We start from the raw sequence: 23254 nt of genomic DNA on the forward strand, positions 1-23254 counted from the left end.
CCGTAAACCGCTTTCCGAATCAACAGTCTTTTACATATACTGTATGAGTCGTTTCTTTATCTGGAACAGGTACAACGAGATCAGAAGTTGATATATACTGTAGCAGGAAGGAAAAAGAGGTGAGGAGTGTCGGGCACTTTAATTGCCGACGTTGTTTGTACATTCGACGGTGTTGGCTGTACATTCAACGTCGTCGATTCTACAGCCGACGTCGTCGGTTTCATTCAATGAATAGAATCTATGGTAATGAATCGATTTTCTGCCGATGAATTGGAGCAGAAGTATCTTATTTTTGAAATAAAAAAACAGAGATTGTCTCAAAATCGAATTGAGTCAATCTCTGTTTGTTGTATAGGTGATTCTTCTGTATTAGAAGAATTTGGTTTCTTGTCCTACAATGTCAGAAAGAAGCAGATTGGCCATTCTGCTGGTTCCTAAGCGGAACAGTTCATTAGTCAGCCATTCTTTACCCAACACTTCTTTTACGATGGTGTAGTAAACCAGAGCATCGTGTACGGTATTGATACCTCCTGCCGGTTTGAATCCTACTTTTCGTCCGGTTTCAAGGAAATATTCCTTGATTGCCTGACACATTACGTATGCAGCTTCTGGAGTGGCTGCTGGCTTTTCCTTACCTGTAGAAGTCTTGATAAAATCAGCTCCAGAGTACATCGATAGGATAGAGGCTTTTTTGATATTGGTTGCGCTTGCCAAAGCTCCTGTTTCAAGAATTACCTTCAGATGTTTGTCACCGCATACATCTTTCAGTTCTTCGATTTCATCGCACATACCTTCGTAGTCACCGCTCAAGAACTTGCCCACAGAGATAACGATGTCGATTTCGTCTGCGCCGGCATGGAGTGCCATTGCAGTTTCTGCAACTTTTATTTCTGTGAATGTCTGTGAGGAAGGGAAACCACCCGATACGCAAGCAATATTCACGTTGTCGGCTTCCAGTGTATCGTTTACAATTTCTGCCATGTTAGGATATACACAGATGGCAGCTACGTTGTCCAAGTCGGGATATTTGTCTACAAATTCGTTGACACGTTCTGTAAACTTCATTACGCTCTGTTCGCTGTCTGTGCATTTCAGTGTAGTCAGGTCGATACAGTGGAATAAGAATTTCTTTACTTCCACAGTGTCATTTTCCTTCAGATGTTTCTCGATGAGTTGTGCTGTTTTTGCTGCAATTTCATCGTCATTTAAAACTGTATTATACTTGCTGAGTGCTGAATGATATTTGTCAGGCTGATGCAAGTTTTCGTGACCTTCGTCACAGCATGTGCAGTCATCTTCATCGCATTCTTCTGCATAATGATGTTCGTGGCCACACTGACAACTTTCTTCATGGTGGTGAGTGTGATGATGTCCGCACTCACAGCTTTCTTCGTGATTATACTTCATATCCTTTATAGTTTAGGGTTGTTTTTATGTCTTTCTTTGTCTCTGTTCGTCTTTTTTTCGAGATTCTTTTGGAATGCTTCGGTCAGATTAACTCCCGTTTGATTAGCCAAACAAAGGAGTACCCAAAGCACATCGGCCATTTCATCGCCAAGGTTGTGTTTCTCTCCCTCTTTAAACGATTGGTCTCCGTAGGTTCTTGCCATAATCCGGGCCAATTCACCCACTTCTTCGGTCAATACGGCCATATTGGTGAGCTCGCTAAAATAGCGCACACCGTATGTCTTTATCCAGTTATCGACTGTTTTCTGTGCTTCTTCCAGTGTCATATCATTCCTTGTTTTTAGTATCCATGCAAATGGTTACGGGGCCATTGTTTAATAGCTCAACTTTCATGTCGGCTCCAAACTCTCCGGTACCGACAGGTTTTCCTAAACCTTTGCTGAGTTCTTCGCAGAAGTATTCATACAAAGGAATGGCTGTTTCATGTCGTGCTGCCCGGATGTATGAAGGACGATTTCCTTTTTTTGTTGATGCCATTAATGTAAACTGACTGATGACTAATATTTCTCCCTGTATGTCTAATATGGAGCGATTCATTACCCCGTTTTCATCGTCAAAAACTCGTAAGCCAAGGACCTTTTTACAAAGCCAGTTGGCATCTTCCTGAGTGTCGGCTTCTTCTATTCCGACCAAAATCATGAATCCTTCTTGTATTGCGGATTTACATCTTCCGTCGATTGTTACGGAAGCATGACTGACACGTTGAATAACTACTCTCATGTGATAATCTCGTTTCTACAAAGATAACAATTAATTTTTACTCTTTGTTTATAAACTTTCTTTAATACTTTGTGCTGCGGCCATTCCCACCACTTCGGCAATCTCTTCCACTGTAGCCTGCTTGATACGGTTCACGCTCTTAAACTTCTTGAGAAGGGCTGTTTTTCTTTTCTCTCCGATTCCTTTTATCTGATCCAATGCAGAGGCAACCTGGCTTTTGCTTCGCTTGTCTCGGTGGAAGGTAATGGCAAACCGGTGGACTTCATCTTGGATATTTTCCAGCAGATGGAAGAGGGGAGTTCCTTGTTTTATCCCTACAATCATCGGAGGAAATCCGTACAGCACTTCGGAGGTACGGTGACGGTTGTTTTTGGCAAGTCCGGCGATGGGAATGGTTAGCTTGAGTTCATCTTCTATAACCTGACGTACTACCTCCATTTGCCCCTTTCCACCGTCGGTCAGGATTAAGTCAGGAAGTTCACCTTGCTCTTCTATAATGCGGGTATATCTTCTTCGTACGACTTCCTGCATGGAGGCATAGTCGTCTGGGCCGACTACAGTTTTAATGATATACTTCCGGTAGTCTTTTTTACTGGGTTTCCCTTTTTTGAAAACGACACAGGCGGCTACGGCATCCGAACCCTGTATGTTGGAGTTGTCGAAGCATTCAATATGCATAGGAAGACGGTCCATATGCAATTGTTCCTGTATTTCCTTTAATATACGCGTGGTCCGTTGTTCGGGGTTTAGCTTCTCTGCTTGTTTCAGTCGGTCTACCTTATACTGTTTTACATTTAGAATAGATAATTCCAGCAAATGTTTTTTATCACCACGCTGAGGAATTGTGAAAACAACGCCATTCATCTCCATGTCCAATTCAAACGGAATGATGATTTCCTTGGAAAGGCTTTTGTAACGCTCGCGCATCTCGATGATGCCAAGCTCCAGCAGTTCCTCTTTTGTCTCATTCAACCGCTTCTTATATTCAAAGGTGAATGCCTGGTTGATGCAGCCGTTTGTGATATGCAGATAATTGATATATGCTGCATTTTCGTCTGTCTCAATCGAGAATACATCGATGTTATGCAGAATAGAACTGACGACTTCGCTCTTGGAACGATAGTTCTCTATCAGCTCAAATTTCTCTTTCAACTTTTGTGCTTCTTCGAAACGGAGTTCTGTAGCCAAATCCTGCATTTCTTTTAGAAGAGCCGTGCAAATAGTTTGTGTATTTCCACGGAGTATCTCCTTTACCTCTGCAATATTTTGCATGTATTCTTCGTGCGACTGAAGTCCTATACAAGGGCCTTTGCAATTCTTGATATGGTATTCCAGACAGACATTGAATTTACCTTCCCGTATGTTCTCCGGGGTGAGAGCCAAGCGGCAGGTGCGAAGAGGGTATAGCTTTTTAATCAGATCTAATACAGCATGCATGGATGGAACATGGCTGTATGGACCGTAGTAGGTCGATCCATTCCGTACAATATTACGAGTCTTGAAAACACGGGGAAAGTACTCGTTGCTTACACAAATAGAAGGATAGCTCTTATCGTCTTTCAGCAATACATTGTATCTGGGTTTGTATTTCTTGATTAGATTATTCTCTAATAATAGAGCGTCTTCTTCTGTATTAACAACAATATAACGAATGTCTGCAATTTTACTGACCAGTATTCGGGTTTTAGCCGAATGCTGGTCTTTATTGAAATAAGAGCTTACTCGTCTTTTCAGGTTCTTGGCTTTCCCTACATAGATGATGGTTCCTTCTGAGTTTAGGTATTGGTAAATACCCGGACCTTCTGGGAGGTTAAGCACAATACCCCGCAAATATTCGTTTGTCTTTATCCCTTCTTTTTCTTCCATGCACTGTTATAGTTCTGTTTTGGGAGTTTGCTGTTATAGTTGCAGAAGGGTAGTAATGTCTACATTTTCCGGAAATGCTTTTCTTCCTTCCAGATCTTTCAGTTCAATGACAAAGTTTACATAAGCTTTCTTAACTCCGCAACTTTGAACCAGACGATGAGTGGCTGCCATGGTTCCGCCTGTTGCCAACAAGTCGTCGTGTAATAAAACAACGTCATCTTCACAGATTGCATCTTTGTGGATTTGGATTGTATCTGTGCCATACTCTTTCGCATATGTTTCTTCAATGACTTCAGCAGGCAGTTTTCCTGGCTTGCGGGCCATGATGAATCCTGCTCCTAAACGAGCTGCGACAGCAGCGCCTAAGATGAAGCCTCTTGATTCGATACCTACTACTTTGGTAATGCCTTTGTCTTTGTATAACTCATACAACTCATCAATTAAAGCTCGCAGACATTCTGCATTTTTAAAGAGAGTGGTTACGTCATAGAATAAAATTCCAGGGATCGGAAAATCGGGTATTTCCCGAAGGTTTTCTTTGAGTAATTCTTTGTTCATATTCAGTGTTTTATAATAATTCCTTAAACAAGTTGTTTCACGTGAAACACATCCTTTATCTGCCAAGAAGTACCAGCAGAACGTTGATGTCGCTGGGAGATATCCCTGGTATGCGGCTGGCTTGAGCCAAAGTCTCAGGATCTATCTTGATCAGTTTTTGACGGGCTTCTGTAGAAAGCGATTGGAGGTTCGCATAATCGAACTTTCCTTTTATGCGGATAGATTCTAAACGATGAATCTTGTCGGCTATCATACGTTCGCGGTCTATGTATCCTTTGTACTTGATACGTATTTCTGCAGCCTCAATGATTTCGTCCTTGCGCTCTTCTATTTTATTCAGTTGTTCCATGAAGGCCGGTACGTGGGGCGCTATGTTCTCTATGGTAATCTGTGGGCGTCCGATTAGATCAATGAGTTTACATCCATGTGTTAGACGAGCCGTTCCCAAAGTCTCCAATGCATCGTTAATCTTATCAGCCTTGATGGAGTAGGTTTGGGTGAATTCTACGATACGATTAATTTCAGCCTGCTTTTTCAGTAACATCTCGTATCGGTCTTGTTTAACCAGCCCCAACTTATAAGCACGTTCTGTCAAGCGCATGTCAGCATCATCCTGACGAAGCAGAATGCGGTATTCAGCACGCGATGTAAACATACGGTATGGCTCATCCACTCCTTTGGTTACAAGGTCGTCGATTAATACGCCGATATAAGCTTCGTCTCTTCCCAAAACAAATGGTTCACCACCGTGGCAGTTGATGTGTGCATTGATACCGGCAACGATACCTTGTCCGCCTGCTTCTTCGTATCCGGTTGTTCCGTTTACTTGTCCGGCAAAGAAGAGATTCTTGATAACCTTCGATTCCAACGTATGCTTGAGCTGGGTTGGGTCGAAGTAATCGTATTCAATTGCATATCCCGGACGGTATATAACCAAGTCCTTGAAACACGGTATACGCTTCAGTGCTTCTATCTGGATGTCCATTGGCAGTGAAGACGAGAATCCGTTCAAGTAGAGTTCATGCGTGCTTTCACCTTCCGGCTCAAGGAACAGTTGATGCTGTGGCTTGTCGGGGAAGGTTACGATTTTAGTTTCTATACTCGGGCAATAGCGAGGACCTATACTTTGGATTTGTCCGTTGAATAGGGGAGAATCAGCAAGTCCGCTTCTTAATACTTCATGCACTTCTTCATTCGTATAGCATGTCCAGCATTGCAATTGTTTCAGCTTGCGCGGCTCGCTGATGTATGAAAAGCGATGGAAATCGTTTTCTCCATCTTGGGTTTCCATCATGTCGAAATGGACACTTCTTGCATCGATGCGTACAGGAGTTCCAGTTTTCATTCTTCCGGATGTGATGCCATGGCGTGTGATGGATTCGGTCAAATGATAAGAAGCGGGCTCTGCACAGCGTCCGCCTGCCAGCATTTTGTGACCAATATGCATCAAACCATTCAGGAAAGTTCCTGCGGTAAGAACGATGCATTTTGCATGGAAGGTTACTCCCCAGCATGTAACAAGTCCTGTAACTTCACCATTCTCTATGATCAATTCCTCTACTGTATCTTGCCAGATATGTAGATTGGGAGTATTCTCTAAGACTGCCCGCCACTCCCAGATGAACTTGGCACGGTCGCATTGTGCACGCGGACTCCACATGGCAGGTCCTTTTGAACGGTTCAGCATTCGGAATTGAATGGCGGTACGGTCGGTTACCAATCCCATGTATCCACCCAATGCATCAATTTCTCTTACGATTTGCCCTTTGGCAATACCTCCCACAGCCGGGTTGCAGCTCATTTGTCCGATCTTGTTCATATCCATAGTAATCAGACAAGTCTTTGAGCCGAGATTAGCCGCAGCAGCCGCGGCTTCGCAGCCTGCATGTCCGGCACCGATTACAATAACGTCGTACTTAAAGTCCATTTTATATTATTCTTATAAATCTATTTGCAAAGGTACTAAATTTTGTATTTGACAGAAAAACAGGCTGGTGAAAAGAATTTAATGGGAGTGTTTGTTCCGGTTGGTGAGGAAAATCTTCTTTTGGGGACGAAATGGTAGAAAAGAAGGGTATAGACAATCTCTGTTTGTGGAGAAATCAGATTTAAGTGAGGGAGGAAATGCTTTTCCCTCTTTTTTTGACGAGTATTTTGATGTGTGATTTTGCCAGGAAAGATGTAGTAGGAAATGAAAAGTGTACGCCTGTTTCGAATGTAAGAGGTTATTTCTGTAATGCTAATAGCATTCTGCCTTTCTTTTTGTGTAAAATAAGATGCCTGAAAAACGCCAAAATCACATTCATCTGTATACTTGCACGTAAAAAAGCCTGTTTTTTGAAGGGTACGGAAGGGTTAGTATATCCTTTGTAAGTGATCGGTGTAAAAAGAATCTACTTATACTTTTTATTTTTTCACTTAGTCGCAGATAAGAGCTACATAGTTTGTGTCGTAGAGAGATCTGGTTTGTCATTGAAAAATGAAAGACAGAACTTTGCATATCAACTTATGCAAATTGTCATTTATTAAAAAGGTAAATTATGAGAAAATTGAAAATGTTGTCAGGTATGTTGCTTTTGTCAGCACTGACTTTAGGGAGTGTGTCATGTAGTAGCGATGATGATCCAGGTGAAGGACTTGGAGGTGGTCAAGGAACAGGAACTTGCAGCGTAGAGGGGCGTACTATTTCGTATAATCATGGATATTATTACAAAGAAAACTATGGAACTCCTGGCTCAATAGAATTGATGTTTACAGATTATGATGTAACGACTCTTCCTGATAAAATGGTGAATGGTTTTTTGCTTTCGTTTACTACAACCGATACAACTTTACCGGAAGGAACTTTTCCTTATTCCAATTCGGATGAAGATCTTAATACATGGGGTTTTGTTGAATTGTATGATTATAATCCGGCGCAGGATGCGGCCTCTGGTGGAGATGAAGATCTTATCTCGCACGGAACTTATACTTATGTGACAGACTGGAATCCTGGGTATGAATCAGGTAATATTGTTATAACTCGTGATGGGAATTTCTATCGTATTGAATTCAATGATTTGAAATTCTTGAAAGATGCAAATGGAGACGATGGGGTAGATTCTTTCGAACCGAAAGCTTCAGGTTCTTTCGTTTGGGAAGGCGAACTGAAAGATATTACCTCTTGGATGAACGGTGATGAATATGGCAGAAGCTTATCATACGGTTCTCCTTGGAATAAACTGAGCCGTATAGCCCGATAATATGGTATCTGGGATCTTATTATAAGGCCCTTGTATGACAGTTATACAGTCTCGGGTAGAGGTATAAAAGTAGGTCAAAAGATTGTAGATTATTGTTCAGAGTAGAGATTCGTATAAATAAAAATGGCAGGATGTTATCTTTGGGGAATGCATCCTGCCATTTTATGTTGATTATTTTTTAGGCAAACTTTTATTTCACTTTCAGCTTCTCGAAACCTTCACCATAAACACCCACTACGTTGCTTTGTGAGATAAAAGCGTTTGGGTCGATGTCTTTAATCAGACGGAAAATATCGAGTGATTCACTTTTCTTGGCCAGTACAACTACTACTTTCATTTCTTGTTTGCTGTACCATCCTTTTCCGTCAAGCAGCGTCACACCGCGATCCACCTTTGTGGAAATTGCTTCGGCTATTTCCTCATGTTTGCGTGAGAAAATAAGAAACTGTACCGATTGCCGGGTCGTATTAATCACATAGTCGATGACAATACTCATAATGAAAAGTACGCAAAAACCGAACAATACACGACGCCAGTCCTGGAATATAATGTAACAAGACGATATGATTACAATGTCGCAATACATCATCATTCGTCCTAAGGTTACATCTTTATACTTATTGATAACCCATGCAATGATATCTGTACCACCTGTACTACCGTTGTTGCAGAATACAATTCCGATACCAAACCCTAAGAGTCCAGCTCCAATAACGCAAGCCATAAAGTCTTGTCCTGGTCCTAATAACTGGGGGAGATGTCCGTTTTCATCCTTTAGAAGCATCTGGAAAAACCAGAGCAAGAAAGTAAGCATAAAGATGGCATAAATTGTCTTCAGACTGAATTTGGGACCTAAAATCTTGAGTGCAATTCCCATAAATACAGCATTGATGATAAAATATGACACCTGAATTTCAAGGCCTGTTGCATAATAGATAATAGCTGAGATACCAGTTACTCCTCCGGTTGTAATTTGATAAGGAAGCAAGAATGCCGCCCAACCAATAGCATAACAAATCAGACCGAATGTGATGGCCAGATAGTCTTTGGCTTCTCTGCCCAATTTCCTTTTTAACAATGCTTCCATGAAAGTTGTATTTTAAAACGAAGAGGCACAAGATATAGAGTTTATGAGTGTTTCTCTATACCAGTGCCTCTGTGTTTGATTTTTATTATAATACAATGTTTACAATCTTCTTCGGAACGATGATCACCTTTTTCGGAGTTTTACCTTCAATCCATTTTTGAGCCTGTTCATTGCTCATTACGGTAGATTGAATGGTTTCATTATCCGCGTCTGCCGGGAATTCCAGCGTAAAGCGAGCTTTACCGTTGAATGAGATTGTATACTTGATACTGTCTTCTTTCAGATACTCTTCATTGAATGCCGGCCATTGTGCATCACATACAGAAGTAGAGTGTCCCAATGCTTCCCATAATTCCTCTGCCAAATGTGGAGCAAACGGTGCAATGACCACAACCAGCTGACTCAGTACTTCCTTATTGCGGCATTTCAGAGAGTTCAGTTCGTTTACACAAATCATGAATGCACTGATGGAAGTATTGTAAGAGAAGGTTTCAATATCACCAGATACCTTTTTAATCAACTTGTGAATTGCCTTCAACTCTTCTTTAGTTGCTTCCCCTTCTGCTGGAAGGAATTCGTCTGTACGTGAGTAGAACAATGCCCAAAGTTTCTTCAAGAAGCGGTGTACTCCGTCGATACCGTTAGTATCCCAAGGTTTAGACTGTTCTACCGGACCCAGGAACATTTCATACATACGTAATGTATCCGCTCCGTATTTGTCAACAATCATATCCGGGTTGACTACGTTGTACATCGATTTACTCATCTTTTCTACTGCCCATCCGCAAACATATTTGCCATCTTCCAGAATGAATTCGGCATTGTTATATTCCGGACGCCAGTTTTTGAAGGCTTCCACATCCAATACATCGTTTGTTACGATGTTTACATCTACATGAAGCGGAGTTACTTCGTACTGATCTTTCAGGCCTAATGAAACGAAGGTGTTGGTATCTTTGATACGGTATACAAAGTTGCTTCGTCCCTGAATCATACCCTGATTTACCAACTTCTGGAACGGCTCTTCTTTTACACTTACGCCCAAATCGAACAGGAATTTGTTCCAGAAACGAGAATAAATCAAGTGGCCGGTAGCATGTTCTGTACCTCCTACGTAAAGGTCTACATTCTGCCAGTAATGGTCGGCTTTTTCAGAGACCAGTGCTTCTGTATTGTGAGGATCCATATAACGCAGATAATATGCGCTTGAACCTGCGAATCCAGGCATTGTATTCAGTTCCAGAGGGAATACATTTACGTGGTCAATCTTAGAGTTCTCTACCACTTCACCTTTGGTTACATCCCAAGCCCAGCGTGTAGCATGACCCAATGGAGGTTCACCGCTTTCAGTTGGCAAGAACTTGTCTACTTCCGGCAATTCCAGCGGCAATTTCTGCTCGTCTATCATGTAAGGCATACCATCCTTGTAATATACAGGGAACGGTTCTCCCCAATAGCGCTGACGCGAGAAAATAGCATCACGAAGACGGAAATTAACCTTTACACGTCCCAACTGATGTTCTTTTACATATTTCTTTGTAGCTGCAATTGCTTCTTTGATGGTCAGCCCGTTCAGATTCAGGTCGCAGTAAGGAGTAACTCCGGCTTTTGGAGAGTTGCATACGATACCTTCTTTGGCATCAAAGCTTTCTTCGCTTACATCGCATCCTTCTACCAGCGGTACAATCGGAAGGTTGAAATGTTTGGCAAATGCATAGTCACGGCTATCGTGAGCAGGTACGGCCATGATGGCACCTGTACCGTATCCAGCCAATACATAGTCGCTGATCCATACCGGAACAGCATCGCCGGTAAACGGATTGATGGCATACGAACCACTGAATACACCGGTTACACGACGGTCTGAGATACGTTCACGTTCAGTACGTTTTTTAGTGCGGTCCAAATAAGCTTCCACTTCTGCCTTTTGAGCCTCTGTTGTCAGTTGAGGAACAAGTTCGCTTTCCGGAGCCAACACCATAAATGTAACACCAAACATTGTATCTGCACGAGTGGTGAAGATAGTAAATTCCAAATCGCTGTCTTTTACTTTGAAGCGTACTTCTGTACCTTCCGAACGTCCGATCCAGTTACGTTGAGTCTCTTTCAGAGAATCGGTCCAATCTACAGTTTCCAGTCCGTCCAGCAAGCGTTGTGCATAAGCCGATACACGCAGACACCACTGACGCATCTTCTTCTGCACCACTGGATGACCTCCACGTTCAGATACTCCGTCTACCACCTCATCGTTGGCCAATACAGTACCCAAAGCCGGACACCAGTTCACCATTGTCTCTCCCAGGTAGGCAATACGATAGTTCATCAGTACTTCCTGCTGTTCTTTTTCCGATTTGTTTTTCCATTCTTCAGCAGTAAAGTTCAATTCTTCGCTGCAAGCAACATCCAAGCCTTCTGTACCTTTCTGTTCGAAATGTGCTACCAGCTTACTGATGGGTTCTGCCTTCTGGCAGGCATTGCAATAATAGCTGTTGAACATCTTCTGGAAGGCCCATTGTGTCCAATGATAATAACCCGGTTCGCAGGTACGTACTTCTCTGTCCCAGTCAAAGCTGAAACCTATTTTATCCAACTGCTGGCGATAACGGTTAATGTTATTTACAGTGGTGATAGCAGGATGCTGACCTGTCTGGATTGCATATTGTTCTGCCGGTAATCCGTAGGCATCGTATCCCATCGGATTCAATACGTTAAAACCTTGCAGTCTTTTGTAACGAGCATAAATATCGCTGGCAATGTAGCCCAGAGGATGACCTACGTGGAGTCCCGCTCCCGATGGATAAGGGAACATGTTCAATACGTAGAATTTCTTCTTTGAATCATCTTCCGACACTTGATAGGTCTTGTTTTCAACCCATTTCTGTTGCCATTTTTGCTCAATCTCTCTGAAATTATATTCCATAAGTGAAGAGTGTTTTTATGTTTGATTTTTATATAATTTTCTTTATAAAGCACAAAGATAGTAAGACTTCGGAAATAAATGGAAGTAAATCGAAATGAAAAGTTTATCTTTGTTTGTAAATCAAGTAAGAAATGAATTTTAAACTCGTTATGAAGCTGAAGAAAACGTATGTGATGGCCTGTCTGTTTGGCTGTCTGGTAGGAAATCTCTATGCGCAACGCACGGAAATGCTACTTGAAAAAGGGTGGAAGTTTACAAAAGGAGATGTATCGGGAGCAGAAGGTACAGGCTTCAATGATACACATTGGGAAAGCGTAGTTGTTCCACACGACTGGGCGATATACGGTCCTTTCGATCGTAATAACGATTTGCAGAATGTGGCGGTAACCCAAAACTTCGAGAAAGAAGCGTCAGTAAAGACCGGACGTACCGGAGGTTTGCCTTATGTGGGAGTAGGATGGTATCGTACCCGGTTTGATGTGGAACCCGGACGACAGACTATGCTGGTGTTCGACGGAGCCATGAGTGAAGCCAAAGTATATGTCAACGGAAAAGAAGCCTGTTTTTGGCCTTTCGGTTATAACTCCTTCTACTGTGATGTGACTTCTTTCCTCAATCACGACGGAAAGCAGAACCTGCTTGCTGTACGTTTGGAGAATAGACCTCAGTCTTCCCGATGGTATCCGGGAGCCGGGCTATACCGGAATGTACGGGTGGTGACTACCGGACAGATTCATGTGCCTGTATGGGGAACACAACTTACTACTCCTCATGTATCTGAGGATTATGCTTCGGTATGTCTTCGTACATCGGTTGAGAATGCCGGTCGTACGGAACTGACGGTGCAGACAGAGATTATTTCTCCCGAAGGAAAAGTCGTTTCATCGAAGAAAAACAAAGGATACATCAATCACGGATTACCTTTTACACAAAATTTCATTGTGGAGCATCCGGCATTATGGTCACCGGAGTCTCCCTCTTTGTATCGGGCTGTATCAAAGATTTATTCGGGCGATACCTTGCTGGATACATATACTACTCGTTTTGGAATCCGTTCCATCGAGTACATTGCAGACAAAGGCTTCTTTCTGAATGGGAAACACCGTAAATTCCAGGGTGTATGCAATCATCACGATTTAGGTCCACTGGGGGCGGCAATCAATGTATCCGCCTTGCGTCATCAACTCAGAATGCTGAAGGATATGGGTTGCGACGCCATTCGTACCGCCCATAATATGCCGGCTCCCGAGCTGGTTTCACTGTGCGATGAAATGGGCTTTATGATGATGATTGAGCCATTCGATGAATGGGATATTGCGAAATGCGAAAACGGCTACCACCGCTTCTTCAATGAATGGGCTGAGCGCGATATGGTGAATATGCTGCATCAGTACCGTAATAATCCTTGTGTGGTGATGTGGAGTATTGGTAATGAGGTGCCTACACAGTGGAGTGCAGAAGGATACAAGGTCGCAAAATTCCTGCAAGACATCTGTCACCGTGAAGACCCTACACGTCCGGTTACTTGCGGTATGGATCAAGTGGACAGTGTGCTCGACAATGGCTTTGCAGCTATGCTGGATATTCCCGGCTTTAACTATCGTGCCCACCGCTACGAAGAAGCCTATGGACGTTTGCCTCAGAATATCGTATTGGGGTCTGAAACTTCGTCTACCGTCAGTTCACGTGGAGTATATAAGTTCCCTGCAGAACGCAAGGCTGGAGCGATGTACGATGACCATCAGTCTTCTTCTTACGATTTGGAGTATTGCAGTTGGTCGAATATTCCGGATATTGATTTTGCACTGGCAGAAGATTACGACTGGACAATCGGTCAGTTTGTGTGGACAGGCTTCGATTATTTGGGAGAACCCAGTCCGTATGATACCAATGCATGGCCTAACCATAGCTCCATGTTCGGTATTATCGATTTAGCTTCTATTCCTAAAGACCGTTACTATCTGTACCGTAGTATCTGGAATAAAGACGAAGAAACCTTGCATATTCTCCCGCACTGGAACTGGGAGGGCTACGAAGGCAAGCCGATACCGGTATTTGTATATACGAATTATCCTTCGGCAGAACTGTTTGTCAACGGTAAAAGCTACGGACGCCAGACAAAGAACCGTCAGACTGTAGAAAACCGCTATCGTCTGATGTGGCACAACGTAACGTATGAGCCGGGAGAAGTGAAAGTGATTGCATACGATACAGACGGAAAGGCTGTGGCGGAGAAGAAAGTATATACAGCAGGAAAGCCTCATCATATTGAACTTCAGACCGATTATACCTCACTGAAAGCCGATGGTAAAGATTTGGCTTATGTCACTGTGCGAGTAGTTGACAAAGAAGGAAATCTTTGTCCTACAGACGGACGTCTTCTGAATTTCCGTGTAAAAGGAGCCGGTTCATACCGTGCATCAGCCAATGGAGATCCTACTTGCCTTGATTTGTTTCATTTGCCCCAGATGCATGCTTTTAATGGAATGCTTACCGTTATCGTACAGGCTGGTGAGACTGCCGGTAACTTGGAACTTCAAGTCTCGGCAAAAGGTTTGAAAACAGCCCGACTGGTCTTGCCGGTACAATAAAGCCGATACAACAACCGGATAAAAACAAGAAGCAGTGCAAGAGAATATCTACTCGTGCACTGCTTCTCTATTTTTAGCATGGATGTACTGAAAAACTTATTTGTTCAGTTTCCAGGTAAATCCGTCTTTAGTATCCTTCACTTCAAATCCTAATGCAGCCAGACTGTCGCGTATCTTGTCGCTGGTAGCCCAGTCTTTGTTTGCTTTCGCCTGCATACGCTGTTCCAGCAGCATATCTACCACCTTGCCGTATGCTTCTTCGCGTGCAGCGTTGTTTTCTGCTTCGGCTTTCAGTCCCAAGATGTCGAATACGAACAAATGGAATACACTCTTCAGCTCTTCCAAATCTTCTGCACTGATGGTTGCTTTCTTGTCGATAACAGTATTAATCATACGAGTAGCATCGAACAGGTGTGAAATTACAATCGGTGTATTCAAGTCATCGTTCATAGCCTCGTAGCACTTCTCACGTAAGCCCGCAGGAGTAATACCGGTTGTTGTCTTCGACGGAGTAATGCGTTCCAGGTTTTTCAATCCTTCCATCAGACGTTCCAAGCCTTTTTCTGCAGCCTGCAATGCTTCGTTGCTGAAGTCTACTGTACTGCGGTAGTGTGCCTGCAAGATGAAGAAGCGGATAGTCATGGCAGAATATGCCTGCGACAACAGCTTGTTGGAACCGCTAAAGAATTCATCCAGTGTGATGAAGTTGCCCAACGATTTGCCCATCTTCTGTCCGTTGATGGTAATCATGTTGTTGTGCATCCAGTAGCGCACCATGTCGTGTCCCTGTGAAGCCACGCTCTGTGCAATTTCACATTCGTGGTGAGGGAACACTAAGTCCATACCTCCTCCGTGAATATCGAAGTTTTCTCCCAAATATTTGCGACCCATAGCGGTACATTCGCAATGCCATCCCGGGAATCCGTTGCTCCAAGGCGAAGGCCAGCGCATGATATGTTCAGGCTGTGCACATTTCCACAAGGCAAAGTCTGCCGGATTATGCTTTTCCTGCTGTCCGTCCAGTTCGCGGGTTGTGTTGATTACATCATCCAGGTTGCGTCCCGAAAGTTTGCCATAATGATGGTCTTTATTATATTTCGCTACATCGAAATACACAGAACCCTGACTTTCGTAAGCATATCCGTTTTTCAGAATCTGCTCTACCAGTTCAATCTGTTCGATGATATGTCCCGAAGCGTGCGGTTCGATGCTGGGCGGAAGCACGTTCAAGGCTTCCATTGCCTTATGATAGCGGTTCAGGTAGAACTGTACCACTTCCATCGGTTCCAGCTGCTCCAGGCGTGCTTTCTTTGCAATTTTGTCTTCTCCTTCGTCGGTATCGTGTTCCAGATGACCTACGTCGGTAATGTTGCGTACGTAGCGCACCTTATATCCCAGATGTGTGAGGTAACGGAACAAGATATCGAATGTGATAGCCGGACGGGCATGGCCCAGATGGGCATCACCGTATACTGTAGGACCGCAAACATACATGCCCACATGAGGAGCGTGAAACGGAACAAACAGTTCCTTTTTGCGGGTAAGTGTATTGTAAATGGTTAGTTTATTCTCCATAATGAGATAGTTTTTGTTAGGAAGGCAAAAATACATAATTTTTTTGAACCTAACTCACAGAACTACCGTGTTTTTCTTCTCTTTTCCTGTAAGGAAAGATTCTGAAATGTTAATACATCTGTAAGAGACTGGTAGAAGTCTTAATACATGTTATAAAACATCGTTTTTAGACCGGATTATTTGCATAATACCAGAAAAGCCGTACCTTTGCATCGTGTTTTTCATAGTATTAGATTTAAGGTTAACAAAGGTTGGAGTACAGCGGTACTCCTTTTTTTATGCCTATACCTCAAGTTATGAAAGAAAATAAGAAAGTTTTGTTGGGAATGAGCGGAGGAACAGACAGTTCCATGGCAGCTCTCTTGTTGCTGGAAGCCGGATACGAAGTAACTGGTGTCACTTTCCGTTTCTATGAGAAAGACGGTCAGACGGCTTATCTGGACGAAGCCCGAGAACTTTGTGAGCGTCTTGCTATTCCCCATTTGGTATACGATGCCCGTGAGGCCTTCCAACAGCATATCATCCGCTATTTTATTGATACTTACATGAAGGGACAGACGCCTGTTCCCTGTACGCTTTGTAATAATTATCTGAAATGGCCGTTGTTGCAGCAGATAGCCGACGAACGGGGTATTTATCATCTGGCTACCGGTCACTATGTACGCAAGGTACAGGCGGAAGGTTATTGGCACATCCGGTGTGGAGCAGATCCCGACAAAGACCAGTCATTCTTTTTGTGGGGATTGCCTCAAACCATTCTTGAACGGATGCTGCTGCCGATGGGCGAGCTGACCAAGGTGCGTGTCAGGGAACTGGCTGCCGAAAGAGGTTTTCAAAGAGTGGCGCACAAGCGGGATAGCTTTGGGGTTTGTTTCTGCCCGATGGATTATCGCAGTTTCCTGAAGAAACATCTCCCCGAAGGAAGCATTGTGCCCGGCAGTTTTTACGATGAAGAAGGACATTGTATCGGTAAGCACGAAGGCTATCCTTTCTATACGATAGGACAGCGTCGGGGACTGGGAATTTATCAGAATAAGGCTTTGTTTGTCAAACAGATTATTCCCGAAGAAAACAAAGTGATTATCAGCGACAATCTCCAGTCGCTGGAACAGAATGAGATGTATCTCCATCAGTCTTGTGTGATCAATCCCGAAGCTTTGCTGGGAAGAGACGATGTGGTGGTGAAAATACGATACCGTAAACAGGCCAACCGCTGTACAGTGACCCGTATCGATGCCGACCGTCTGCATGTATGCCTGCATGAACCTCTCGCATCCATTGCTTCCGGACAGGCTGCCGTGTTCTACCGGGACGACAAGGTGCTGGGAGGAGGAATTGTGGAGTGAGCCAAGTGTGAATTGTCTTTTTGTCAGAAATGACAATATGATAATTTACCCCCTTAAAAACAGCCGTTTTTGTATGCGGTATCAGTTGTGCTGACTTTTTCCCGCAAATTTTCCCCTTTGTGAAATTGGAAAAGAAAGTATTATTCTTTATTTCTTGGCAGAAAGATATAAAAGAAGAGCAGGTGGCTTCTTTTTGTGTGTGTATTAAAGGTAATGTTGTCGGAAAGATATTCTTACGGCAAGCGATAGTATGCGTAAGAAAAGCAAGTTGGGGTAGTTGAAGAGGCGTATGAAAGCCATCGGAGAGAGAAAATTTCACACTTTTATTACCATTTGCCTGCGCGATTATTCGCGTAAGCCTTCATTACAGGTCGCGTAAGGCTCCGATACTTGTAACAGAAGCTGCCGATACAAGTATCATCAGCCTCTGTTACAGGTCGGATATGATGTTGTAAAGCATGTATTTGCCTTATTTTAAAGGTTGTTTTCTCCCTTTTTCTTCTTCTGAGTGAAGATAAAGAAGAAAGTAGCGGTTAGCAGGAATCCTCAAATCTTCTCTAATTGTCAGAAAAAACGGTTTTTCTCTGACTTTTGGATTTTAGAAATTCTTCCACATTTCGAGTGCCTTATTTTCGGCTGCTTCCATGATTTCACGTTCGCCCGGACCTTTGTCGTTAATACCGCAAAGATGAAGAATACCGTGGATAATTACACGATACAACTCGGTGTTGTAGTCCGCTCCAAACTGTTCGGCATTGGTACGTACAGTATCCAGACTGATAAACAAATCCCCCGATATGCGGTTTCCTTCGCAATAGTCGAATGTAATGATATCTGTATAATAGTCGTGCTGCAGATACTGGCGGTTGACTTCCAGTATTTTTTCATCCGAGCAGAAGATGTAGGCAATATCTCCCGTTCTTTTCCCGTATGTTTCGGCTACAGCTTTAATCCATGCGCTGGTTTCACGCTTGCGGATAGCAGGCATTTCAATGTCTTCGGTCTGATAAGTAATCATATATGTAAGTTTTTAATGAAAGAACAAATAACAGATAAAAATAGCAGAAGTAATTCCGGCCAGATCGGCAAGTAATCCACAGGGAACAGCATGTCGCGTTTTAGTCACACCTACACTGCCGAAGTAAACTGCCAGAATATAGAATGTGGTATCGGTAGACCCCTGGAAGATGCACGACAGGCGGCCCACAAACGAATCGGCTCCATACGTCTTCATCGCATCAATCATAAGTCCTCTTGCTCCGCTTCCGCTTAAAGGTTTCATCAGGGCGGTAGGCAGTGCACCGGTAAAGTCGCTGTCTATTCCACACAGACTGATGAGGCTGGCCACTCCCTGTATCAGGAAGTCCATGCATCCCGAAGCACGGAATACTCCGATTGCTACCAGAATAGCGACCAGATAAGGAATGATACGTACGGCAGTGGTAAATCCTTCTTTGGCACCTTCTACAAATGCATCGTATACATTGATTTTCTTGCGCATTCCTGCTACGATGAATCCTATGATAATGACAAACAGAAATACATTGGCTGTCGTAGTAGAATACACATCAATCTGCTGGCGCGACAAGGTACTGAAGAGGTAGATGATGCCTGCAATGAAAAGACTGGTTCCTCCCAAAAACAACAGAATTGTCCGGTTGAGTAAGTTGATACGCTGATACAGACTCACGGCAATGATTCCGGCCAGTGTAGAGAAGAAAGTAGCCAGCAGGATGGGAACAAATACATCGGTAGGCTGGGCAGCTCCCAATTGTGCCCGATATACCATGATACTGATAGGAATCAGGGTGAGTCCGGAGGTATTCAGTACCAGAAACATAATCATGGGATTGCTTGCTGTGTCTTTTTTCGGGTTCAATTCTTGAAGTCCCTCCATGGCTTTCAGTCCCAAAGGAGTGGCGGCATTGTCCAGTCCCAGCATATTGGCTGCCAGATTCATAAAGATACTTCCTGTTACCGGATGTCCTTTGGGAATATCGGGAAACAGTTTGCAGAACAATGGAGAAAGAAGACGTGAAAATAGCCGGATGACTCCTCCCTGTTCGCCGATGCGCATGATACCCATCCAGAGAGAAAGTACACCGGTCAGTCCCAGCGAGATTTCGAATGCAGTTTTCGACGACTCGAACGTAGAGTTGATGATAGTGGGAAACACTTCCGTATTGCCGAAGAAAATCAGTTGGATGGCTGCCACCACAAAGGCAGCAATGAAAAAGGTAATCCAGATATAGTTTAATACCATTGTCTTTAGGTTTTTAAGTTTATGGTTCAGCAAGCAAACAGAATGCATGCAACTGATACTTGCCCATGAATTATCCGGACAAAAATAGTGAAAGGCGAGCGCAGTACCAAGCCAAACGCTTGCTTTTGAGCGAAAGTAATGCCGAGCCGCATCCTATTTTATGAAAAAATAGTGAAAGGCGAGCGCAGTACCAAGCCAAAGCTTGCTTTTGAGCGAAAGTAATGCCGAGCCGCATCCTATCTTATCAAAAAATGAGGTAACTTTCATCAGAATCAGTTATTTTTGTTTCCATGAAAAAGCATAAATACCTTTTTATCCGGCGAATACTTTTGATGCTCCTCTTATTGGGAGTAATCGTTTTCCGTTTCATACCTGCTGCAGGCGAGTGGTATGCCCGTTGCATTTACCCTTCGGTTTCGTTGGTCTTATCGTGGATTACCTCGTGGATACCCTTTTCGTTAGACGAGTGGCTGGTAGTTTTGGCTGCTGTACTTCTGGTTGCATATCCGTTTTGGGCACGGAAGCATGGCAGGAAGTGGCGTTCGCTTTTGCTTGTTGAGGGAGAAATGGTACTGTGGATTTATGTCTGGTTTTATTGGGGATGGGGAAATAACTATTTCCGTGACGGATTTTATCAGCGTGCAGAAGTAGCTCCCCGTGCTTATCACGAAGCAGAGTTCAAACAGTTTTTGAGTGAGTATACAGATAGCCTGAATGCTTCTTACTGTACTGAAACAGAAGAGGAGAGAGAAGACATTCACCGGCATATCAAGCAATTGTATCGTACTGTGCCGTCCCGTTTCGGTCTGACAGTTCCTTACGATTTTCAGCATCCTAAATATACTTGCTTCAATATCCTGTATTCCAAAGTCGGTGTGTTGGGCTATATGGGGCCGTTCTTTGCCGAGTCGCATGTCAACCGCGAACTGCTCCCCGTGCAATATCCTTTCACTTATGCGCATGAGTTGTCGCACCTGCTGGGTATCAGCAGTGAAGCAGAAGCCAATTACTGGGCTTATCAGATTTGTACCCGTTCTCACCGCTCTTTTGTACGCTATAGCGGCTATTTCGGAATCCTTCCGTATGTAATTTTTAATGCACGTATGCTACTTGGTGAGTCCGATTATCAGGCTTGGGCAAACACGCTCCGTCCGGAAGTCATTGCCCAATTGAAAGCAGAACGGGCCTATTGGGATGAACGCTACAGCCGAATGTTGGGCAAGATACAGTCTGCTGTCTACGAATTCTATCTGAAAGGAAACCGCATATCAGACGGACAGAAAAACTATGCAGAAGTGGTAGGAATGTTGCTTGCTTTGCCTGAAGTGCATTAGTCTTTCGTTTTCCGAATGGAAATAATTATCTTTGGCCGGAAATATATATTTAAAAAACGATGATACTCAATATTTTTCTTTTGATAGGCGGACTTGCCTTGATTCTTTTGGGGGCAAATGGGCTGACAGATGGAGCAGCCTCAGTAGCCAAGCGCTTTCATATATCCGATCTGGTCATCGGACTTACCATAGTCGCTTTCGGAACTTCGGCTCCGGAACTGGTTATCAGTGTACTTTCGTCTATACAGGGAAGTGCAGAGATGGCTATTGGTAATGTAGTGGGAAGCAATATCTTCAATGTACTGATGATTATCGGCTGTACAGCCATGGTTCTTCCGATACAGGTAGGAAAAGGTACGATGAGCAAGGAGATACCACTGGTTATCCTTTCGGCACTGATGTTTGCCTGCTTTGCCAATGATGTATGGCTGGACGGGGGTGAGAAGAATGTCATCAGCCGTATCGACGGATTGGTACTGCTGGGATTTTTCCTGATATTCATGCGCTACACGTTTGCCATTGCCCGCAATGGAGAAGGACAGGAGGAAGAGCAGAAAGTCAAGGAATTGCCCGTCTGGAAATCTGTTCTGTATATTGTGGGAGGTTTGGCCGGACTGATATTCGGTGGACAATGGTTTGTAGATGGAGCCAGTGGGGTAGCTCGTGCCTTGGGCGTAAGCGAATCTGTGATTGGCTTGACACTGGTAGCGGGAGGAACCTCCTTGCCTGAACTGGCTACTTCTGTAACAGCAGCCTTGAAAAAGAATCCGGGCATTGCCATCGGTAATGTAATAGGCAGCAATCTGTTCAACCTTTTCTTTGTTTTGGGAATCAGTGCAAGCATCTCTCCACTTCCGATGGGAAACATCAACAATGTAGACATTGCCGTACTGGTAGCTTCTTCTGTACTCTTCTGGCTGGTAGGTTGGTTCTTTAAAAAGCGGACCATTACCCGTATTGAGGGAGCCTTGCTGGTGATTTGCTATGTGGTCTATACGGCTTGGCTCATTATGCAGCAATAAGCTCTAATCGGTCCATCGCAAGCCTATTATCAGGCGGTTAGGTACGAAAATGAAAGAATTAAAATTATTCTTCGGATAAAAAATATTATCTTTACCGCTTGAAATTTCAAGCATAATGAACAGATGGCCATTCTAATTAAAAAAGTAAGTAATAAAAAAGACCTTAAGCGTTTTATTCGTTTCAACTACGAACTCTATAAAAACAATCCTTATTCAGTTCCCGACCTGTACGATGACATGGTAGGTACATTCAGTACAGAAAAGAATGCTGCATTTGAGTTTTGCGAAGCAGATTATTTCCTGGCTTACAAAGATGATAAGCTGGTAGGTCGTGTGGCTGCCATTATTAACCGTCGTGCGAATGAGACATGGAACAAGAAGGAAGTCCGCTTTGGATGGATTGATTTTGTGGATGATCCGGAAGTGTCGAAAGCCTTGCTTGATACTGTAGAAGCATGGGGAAAAGAACGCGGAATGGAGGCTATTGTAGGGCCGTTGGGCTTTACCGACCTTGATGCAGAAGGAATGTTGGTAGAAGGATTCGACCAGCTGAGTACGATGTCGACCATTTACAATTATCCTTATTATCCCCAGCATATGGAACGTCTGGGCTTTGAGAAAGAAGCCGATTGGGTAGAATATAAGCTGACTGTGCCCGATAAACTGCCTGAAAAGTTTGTCCGTATTTCGGAAATTATCCTTCAGAAATATAATTTGAAAATCAAGAAACTGAAACGTAGCGAAATCAAAGAAAAGAATTACGGTCAGAAGATTTTCGATTTGATAAATGAGGCTTATGCTCCTTTGTATGGCTATTCCAAGATGACACAGGGGCAGATTAATCAATATATCAAGACTTATCTTCCTCTTATCGACCTTCGTATGGTTTCACTGGTAGAAGACGAGGCCGGAGAATTGGTTGCAGTGGGTATTTCGATGCCTTCTCTGTCTAAAGCCTTGCAGAAAGCCAAGGGAAAGATGCTTCCTTTCGGATGGTTTCATTTGTTGAAAACTTTGTTTGTAAAGAAACCCGATGTGCTCGATTTGCTGTTGGTAGGAGTGAAGCCGGAGTATCAGAGCAAGGGAGTAAACGCATTGCTTTTCTATGATTTGGTTCCTACTTATCAGAAAATGGGCTTTAAATATGGAGAAAGTAATCCTGAACTTGAACTGAACAAGAAAGTGCAGGCACAATGGAGTGCGTTCGAATCTGTACAGCATAAGCGCCGTCGTGCTTTCCGTAAGAGTATTGACCGTTAAGAA

General features: G+C 43.5%; 17 protein-coding genes. 6 read left to right on the top strand and 11 right to left on the bottom strand.

From position 1 onward, the window contains the following. Window positions 1-369 precede the first annotated feature (369 nt). Genes deoC through mnmG form a run of 6 tightly spaced genes read right to left on the bottom strand, consistent with a single transcriptional unit; the run spans window position 370 to window position 6538 of the window. The gene (gene deoC, locus WKU26_RS09420; protein ID WP_340321793.1) at window positions 370-1407 is read right to left on the bottom strand and encodes a deoxyribose-phosphate aldolase; all 1038 of its coding nucleotides are present in this window, start codon (window positions 1405-1407) and stop codon (window positions 370-372) included. Window positions 1408-1412: 5 nt separating this feature from the next. Beyond that, the gene (locus tag WKU26_RS09425; RefSeq protein ID WP_340321794.1) at window positions 1413-1733 is read right to left on the bottom strand and encodes a nucleotide pyrophosphohydrolase; all 321 of its coding nucleotides are present in this window, start codon (window positions 1731-1733) and stop codon (window positions 1413-1415) included. A gap of 1 nt (window position 1734) precedes the next feature. Then, window positions 1735-2187, bottom strand: coding sequence for a D-aminoacyl-tRNA deacylase (gene dtd / locus WKU26_RS09430; protein ID WP_269878931.1), 453 nt, complete (start codon window positions 2185-2187; stop codon window positions 1735-1737). A 48-nt stretch (window positions 2188-2235) separates the two neighbouring features. Then, window positions 2236-4053, bottom strand: coding sequence for an excinuclease ABC subunit UvrC (gene uvrC, locus WKU26_RS09435; protein ID WP_340321795.1), 1818 nt, complete (start codon window positions 4051-4053; stop codon window positions 2236-2238). Between the two features lie 33 nt (window positions 4054-4086). After that, a complete protein-coding gene (locus WKU26_RS09440) occupies window positions 4087-4611 on the bottom strand; it encodes an adenine phosphoribosyltransferase (RefSeq protein ID WP_178266375.1) in 525 nt (174 codons plus the stop codon). A gap of 55 nt (window positions 4612-4666) precedes the next feature. Next, a complete protein-coding gene (mnmG, locus tag WKU26_RS09445) occupies window positions 4667-6538 on the bottom strand; it encodes a tRNA uridine-5-carboxymethylaminomethyl(34) synthesis enzyme MnmG (protein WP_269878930.1) in 1872 nt (623 codons plus the stop codon). Window positions 6539-7151: 613 nt separating this feature from the next. Here mnmG and WKU26_RS09450 point away from each other — a divergent pair. Further along, window positions 7152-7853 carry a hypothetical protein gene (locus WKU26_RS09450; RefSeq protein WP_340321796.1) on the top strand — a complete coding sequence of 234 codons (702 nt, stop codon included), beginning with the start codon at window positions 7152-7154 and terminating at the stop codon, window positions 7851-7853. 190 nt (window positions 7854-8043) lie between these two features. Here the strand turns inward: WKU26_RS09450 and WKU26_RS09455 are convergent, their stop codons facing one another. Together WKU26_RS09455 and leuS are read right to left on the bottom strand one after the other, a co-directional pair. Then, window positions 8044-8940: a YitT family protein gene (locus WKU26_RS09455; protein ID WP_269878928.1), complete on the bottom strand. Its 897-nt coding sequence runs from the start codon at window positions 8938-8940 to the stop codon at window positions 8044-8046. A gap of 85 nt (window positions 8941-9025) precedes the next feature. Continuing rightward, the gene (gene leuS, locus WKU26_RS09460; RefSeq protein ID WP_340321797.1) at window positions 9026-11860 is read right to left on the bottom strand and encodes a leucine--tRNA ligase; all 2835 of its coding nucleotides are present in this window, start codon (window positions 11858-11860) and stop codon (window positions 9026-9028) included. 149 nt (window positions 11861-12009) lie between these two features. On the opposite strand from leuS, the gene WKU26_RS09465 reads away from it, so the two are divergent. Further along, window positions 12010-14451 carry a DUF4982 domain-containing protein gene (locus WKU26_RS09465; RefSeq protein WP_445323235.1) on the top strand — a complete coding sequence of 814 codons (2442 nt, stop codon included), beginning with the start codon at window positions 12010-12012 and terminating at the stop codon, window positions 14449-14451. 96 nt (window positions 14452-14547) lie between these two features. Here the strand turns inward: WKU26_RS09465 and cysS are convergent, their stop codons facing one another. Continuing rightward, a complete protein-coding gene (gene cysS / locus WKU26_RS09470) occupies window positions 14548-16026 on the bottom strand; it encodes a cysteine--tRNA ligase (protein WP_340321798.1) in 1479 nt (492 codons plus the stop codon). 296 nt (window positions 16027-16322) lie between these two features. Here cysS and mnmA point away from each other — a divergent pair, with 296 nt between their 5' ends. After that, window positions 16323-17372 carry a tRNA 2-thiouridine(34) synthase MnmA gene (gene mnmA, locus WKU26_RS09475; RefSeq protein ID WP_340321799.1) on the top strand — a complete coding sequence of 350 codons (1050 nt, stop codon included), beginning with the start codon at window positions 16323-16325 and terminating at the stop codon, window positions 17370-17372. Between the two features lie 598 nt (window positions 17373-17970). On the opposite strand, the gene ybeY is transcribed toward mnmA, so the two are convergent. Both ybeY and WKU26_RS09485 read right to left on the bottom strand, forming a co-directional pair. Further along, window positions 17971-18390 carry an rRNA maturation RNase YbeY gene (ybeY, locus tag WKU26_RS09480; RefSeq protein WP_269878922.1) on the bottom strand — a complete coding sequence of 140 codons (420 nt, stop codon included), beginning with the start codon at window positions 18388-18390 and terminating at the stop codon, window positions 17971-17973. Window positions 18391-18402: 12 nt separating this feature from the next. Next, on the bottom strand, window positions 18403-19635 hold the full coding sequence (locus WKU26_RS09485; protein ID WP_340321800.1) for a nucleoside recognition domain-containing protein: 1233 nt from the start codon (window positions 19633-19635) through the stop codon (window positions 18403-18405). A gap of 290 nt (window positions 19636-19925) precedes the next feature. Here WKU26_RS09485 and WKU26_RS09490 point away from each other — a divergent pair, with 290 nt between their 5' ends. The 3 genes from WKU26_RS09490 to WKU26_RS09500 all read left to right on the top strand — a co-directional run bounded on the left by WKU26_RS09490 (window position 19926) and on the right by WKU26_RS09500 (window position 23251). Beyond that, window positions 19926-20969 (top strand): DUF3810 domain-containing protein, encoded by a 1044-nt coding sequence (locus tag WKU26_RS09490; protein WP_340321801.1) that lies wholly within the window; start codon window positions 19926-19928, stop codon window positions 20967-20969. A 62-nt stretch (window positions 20970-21031) separates the two neighbouring features. Further along, window positions 21032-21991, top strand: coding sequence for a calcium/sodium antiporter (locus WKU26_RS09495; RefSeq protein ID WP_340321816.1), 960 nt, complete (start codon window positions 21032-21034; stop codon window positions 21989-21991). A gap of 123 nt (window positions 21992-22114) precedes the next feature. Further along, window positions 22115-23251, top strand: coding sequence for an N-acetyltransferase (locus tag WKU26_RS09500; RefSeq protein ID WP_340321802.1), 1137 nt, complete (start codon window positions 22115-22117; stop codon window positions 23249-23251). Window positions 23252-23254 lie beyond the last annotated feature (3 nt).

Origin of the sequence: Phocaeicola sp. HCN-40430, assembly GCF_037890285.1 — a bacterium.
GTDB classification, from domain to species: Bacteria; Bacteroidota; Bacteroidia; order Bacteroidales; family Bacteroidaceae; genus Phocaeicola; species Phocaeicola acetigenes.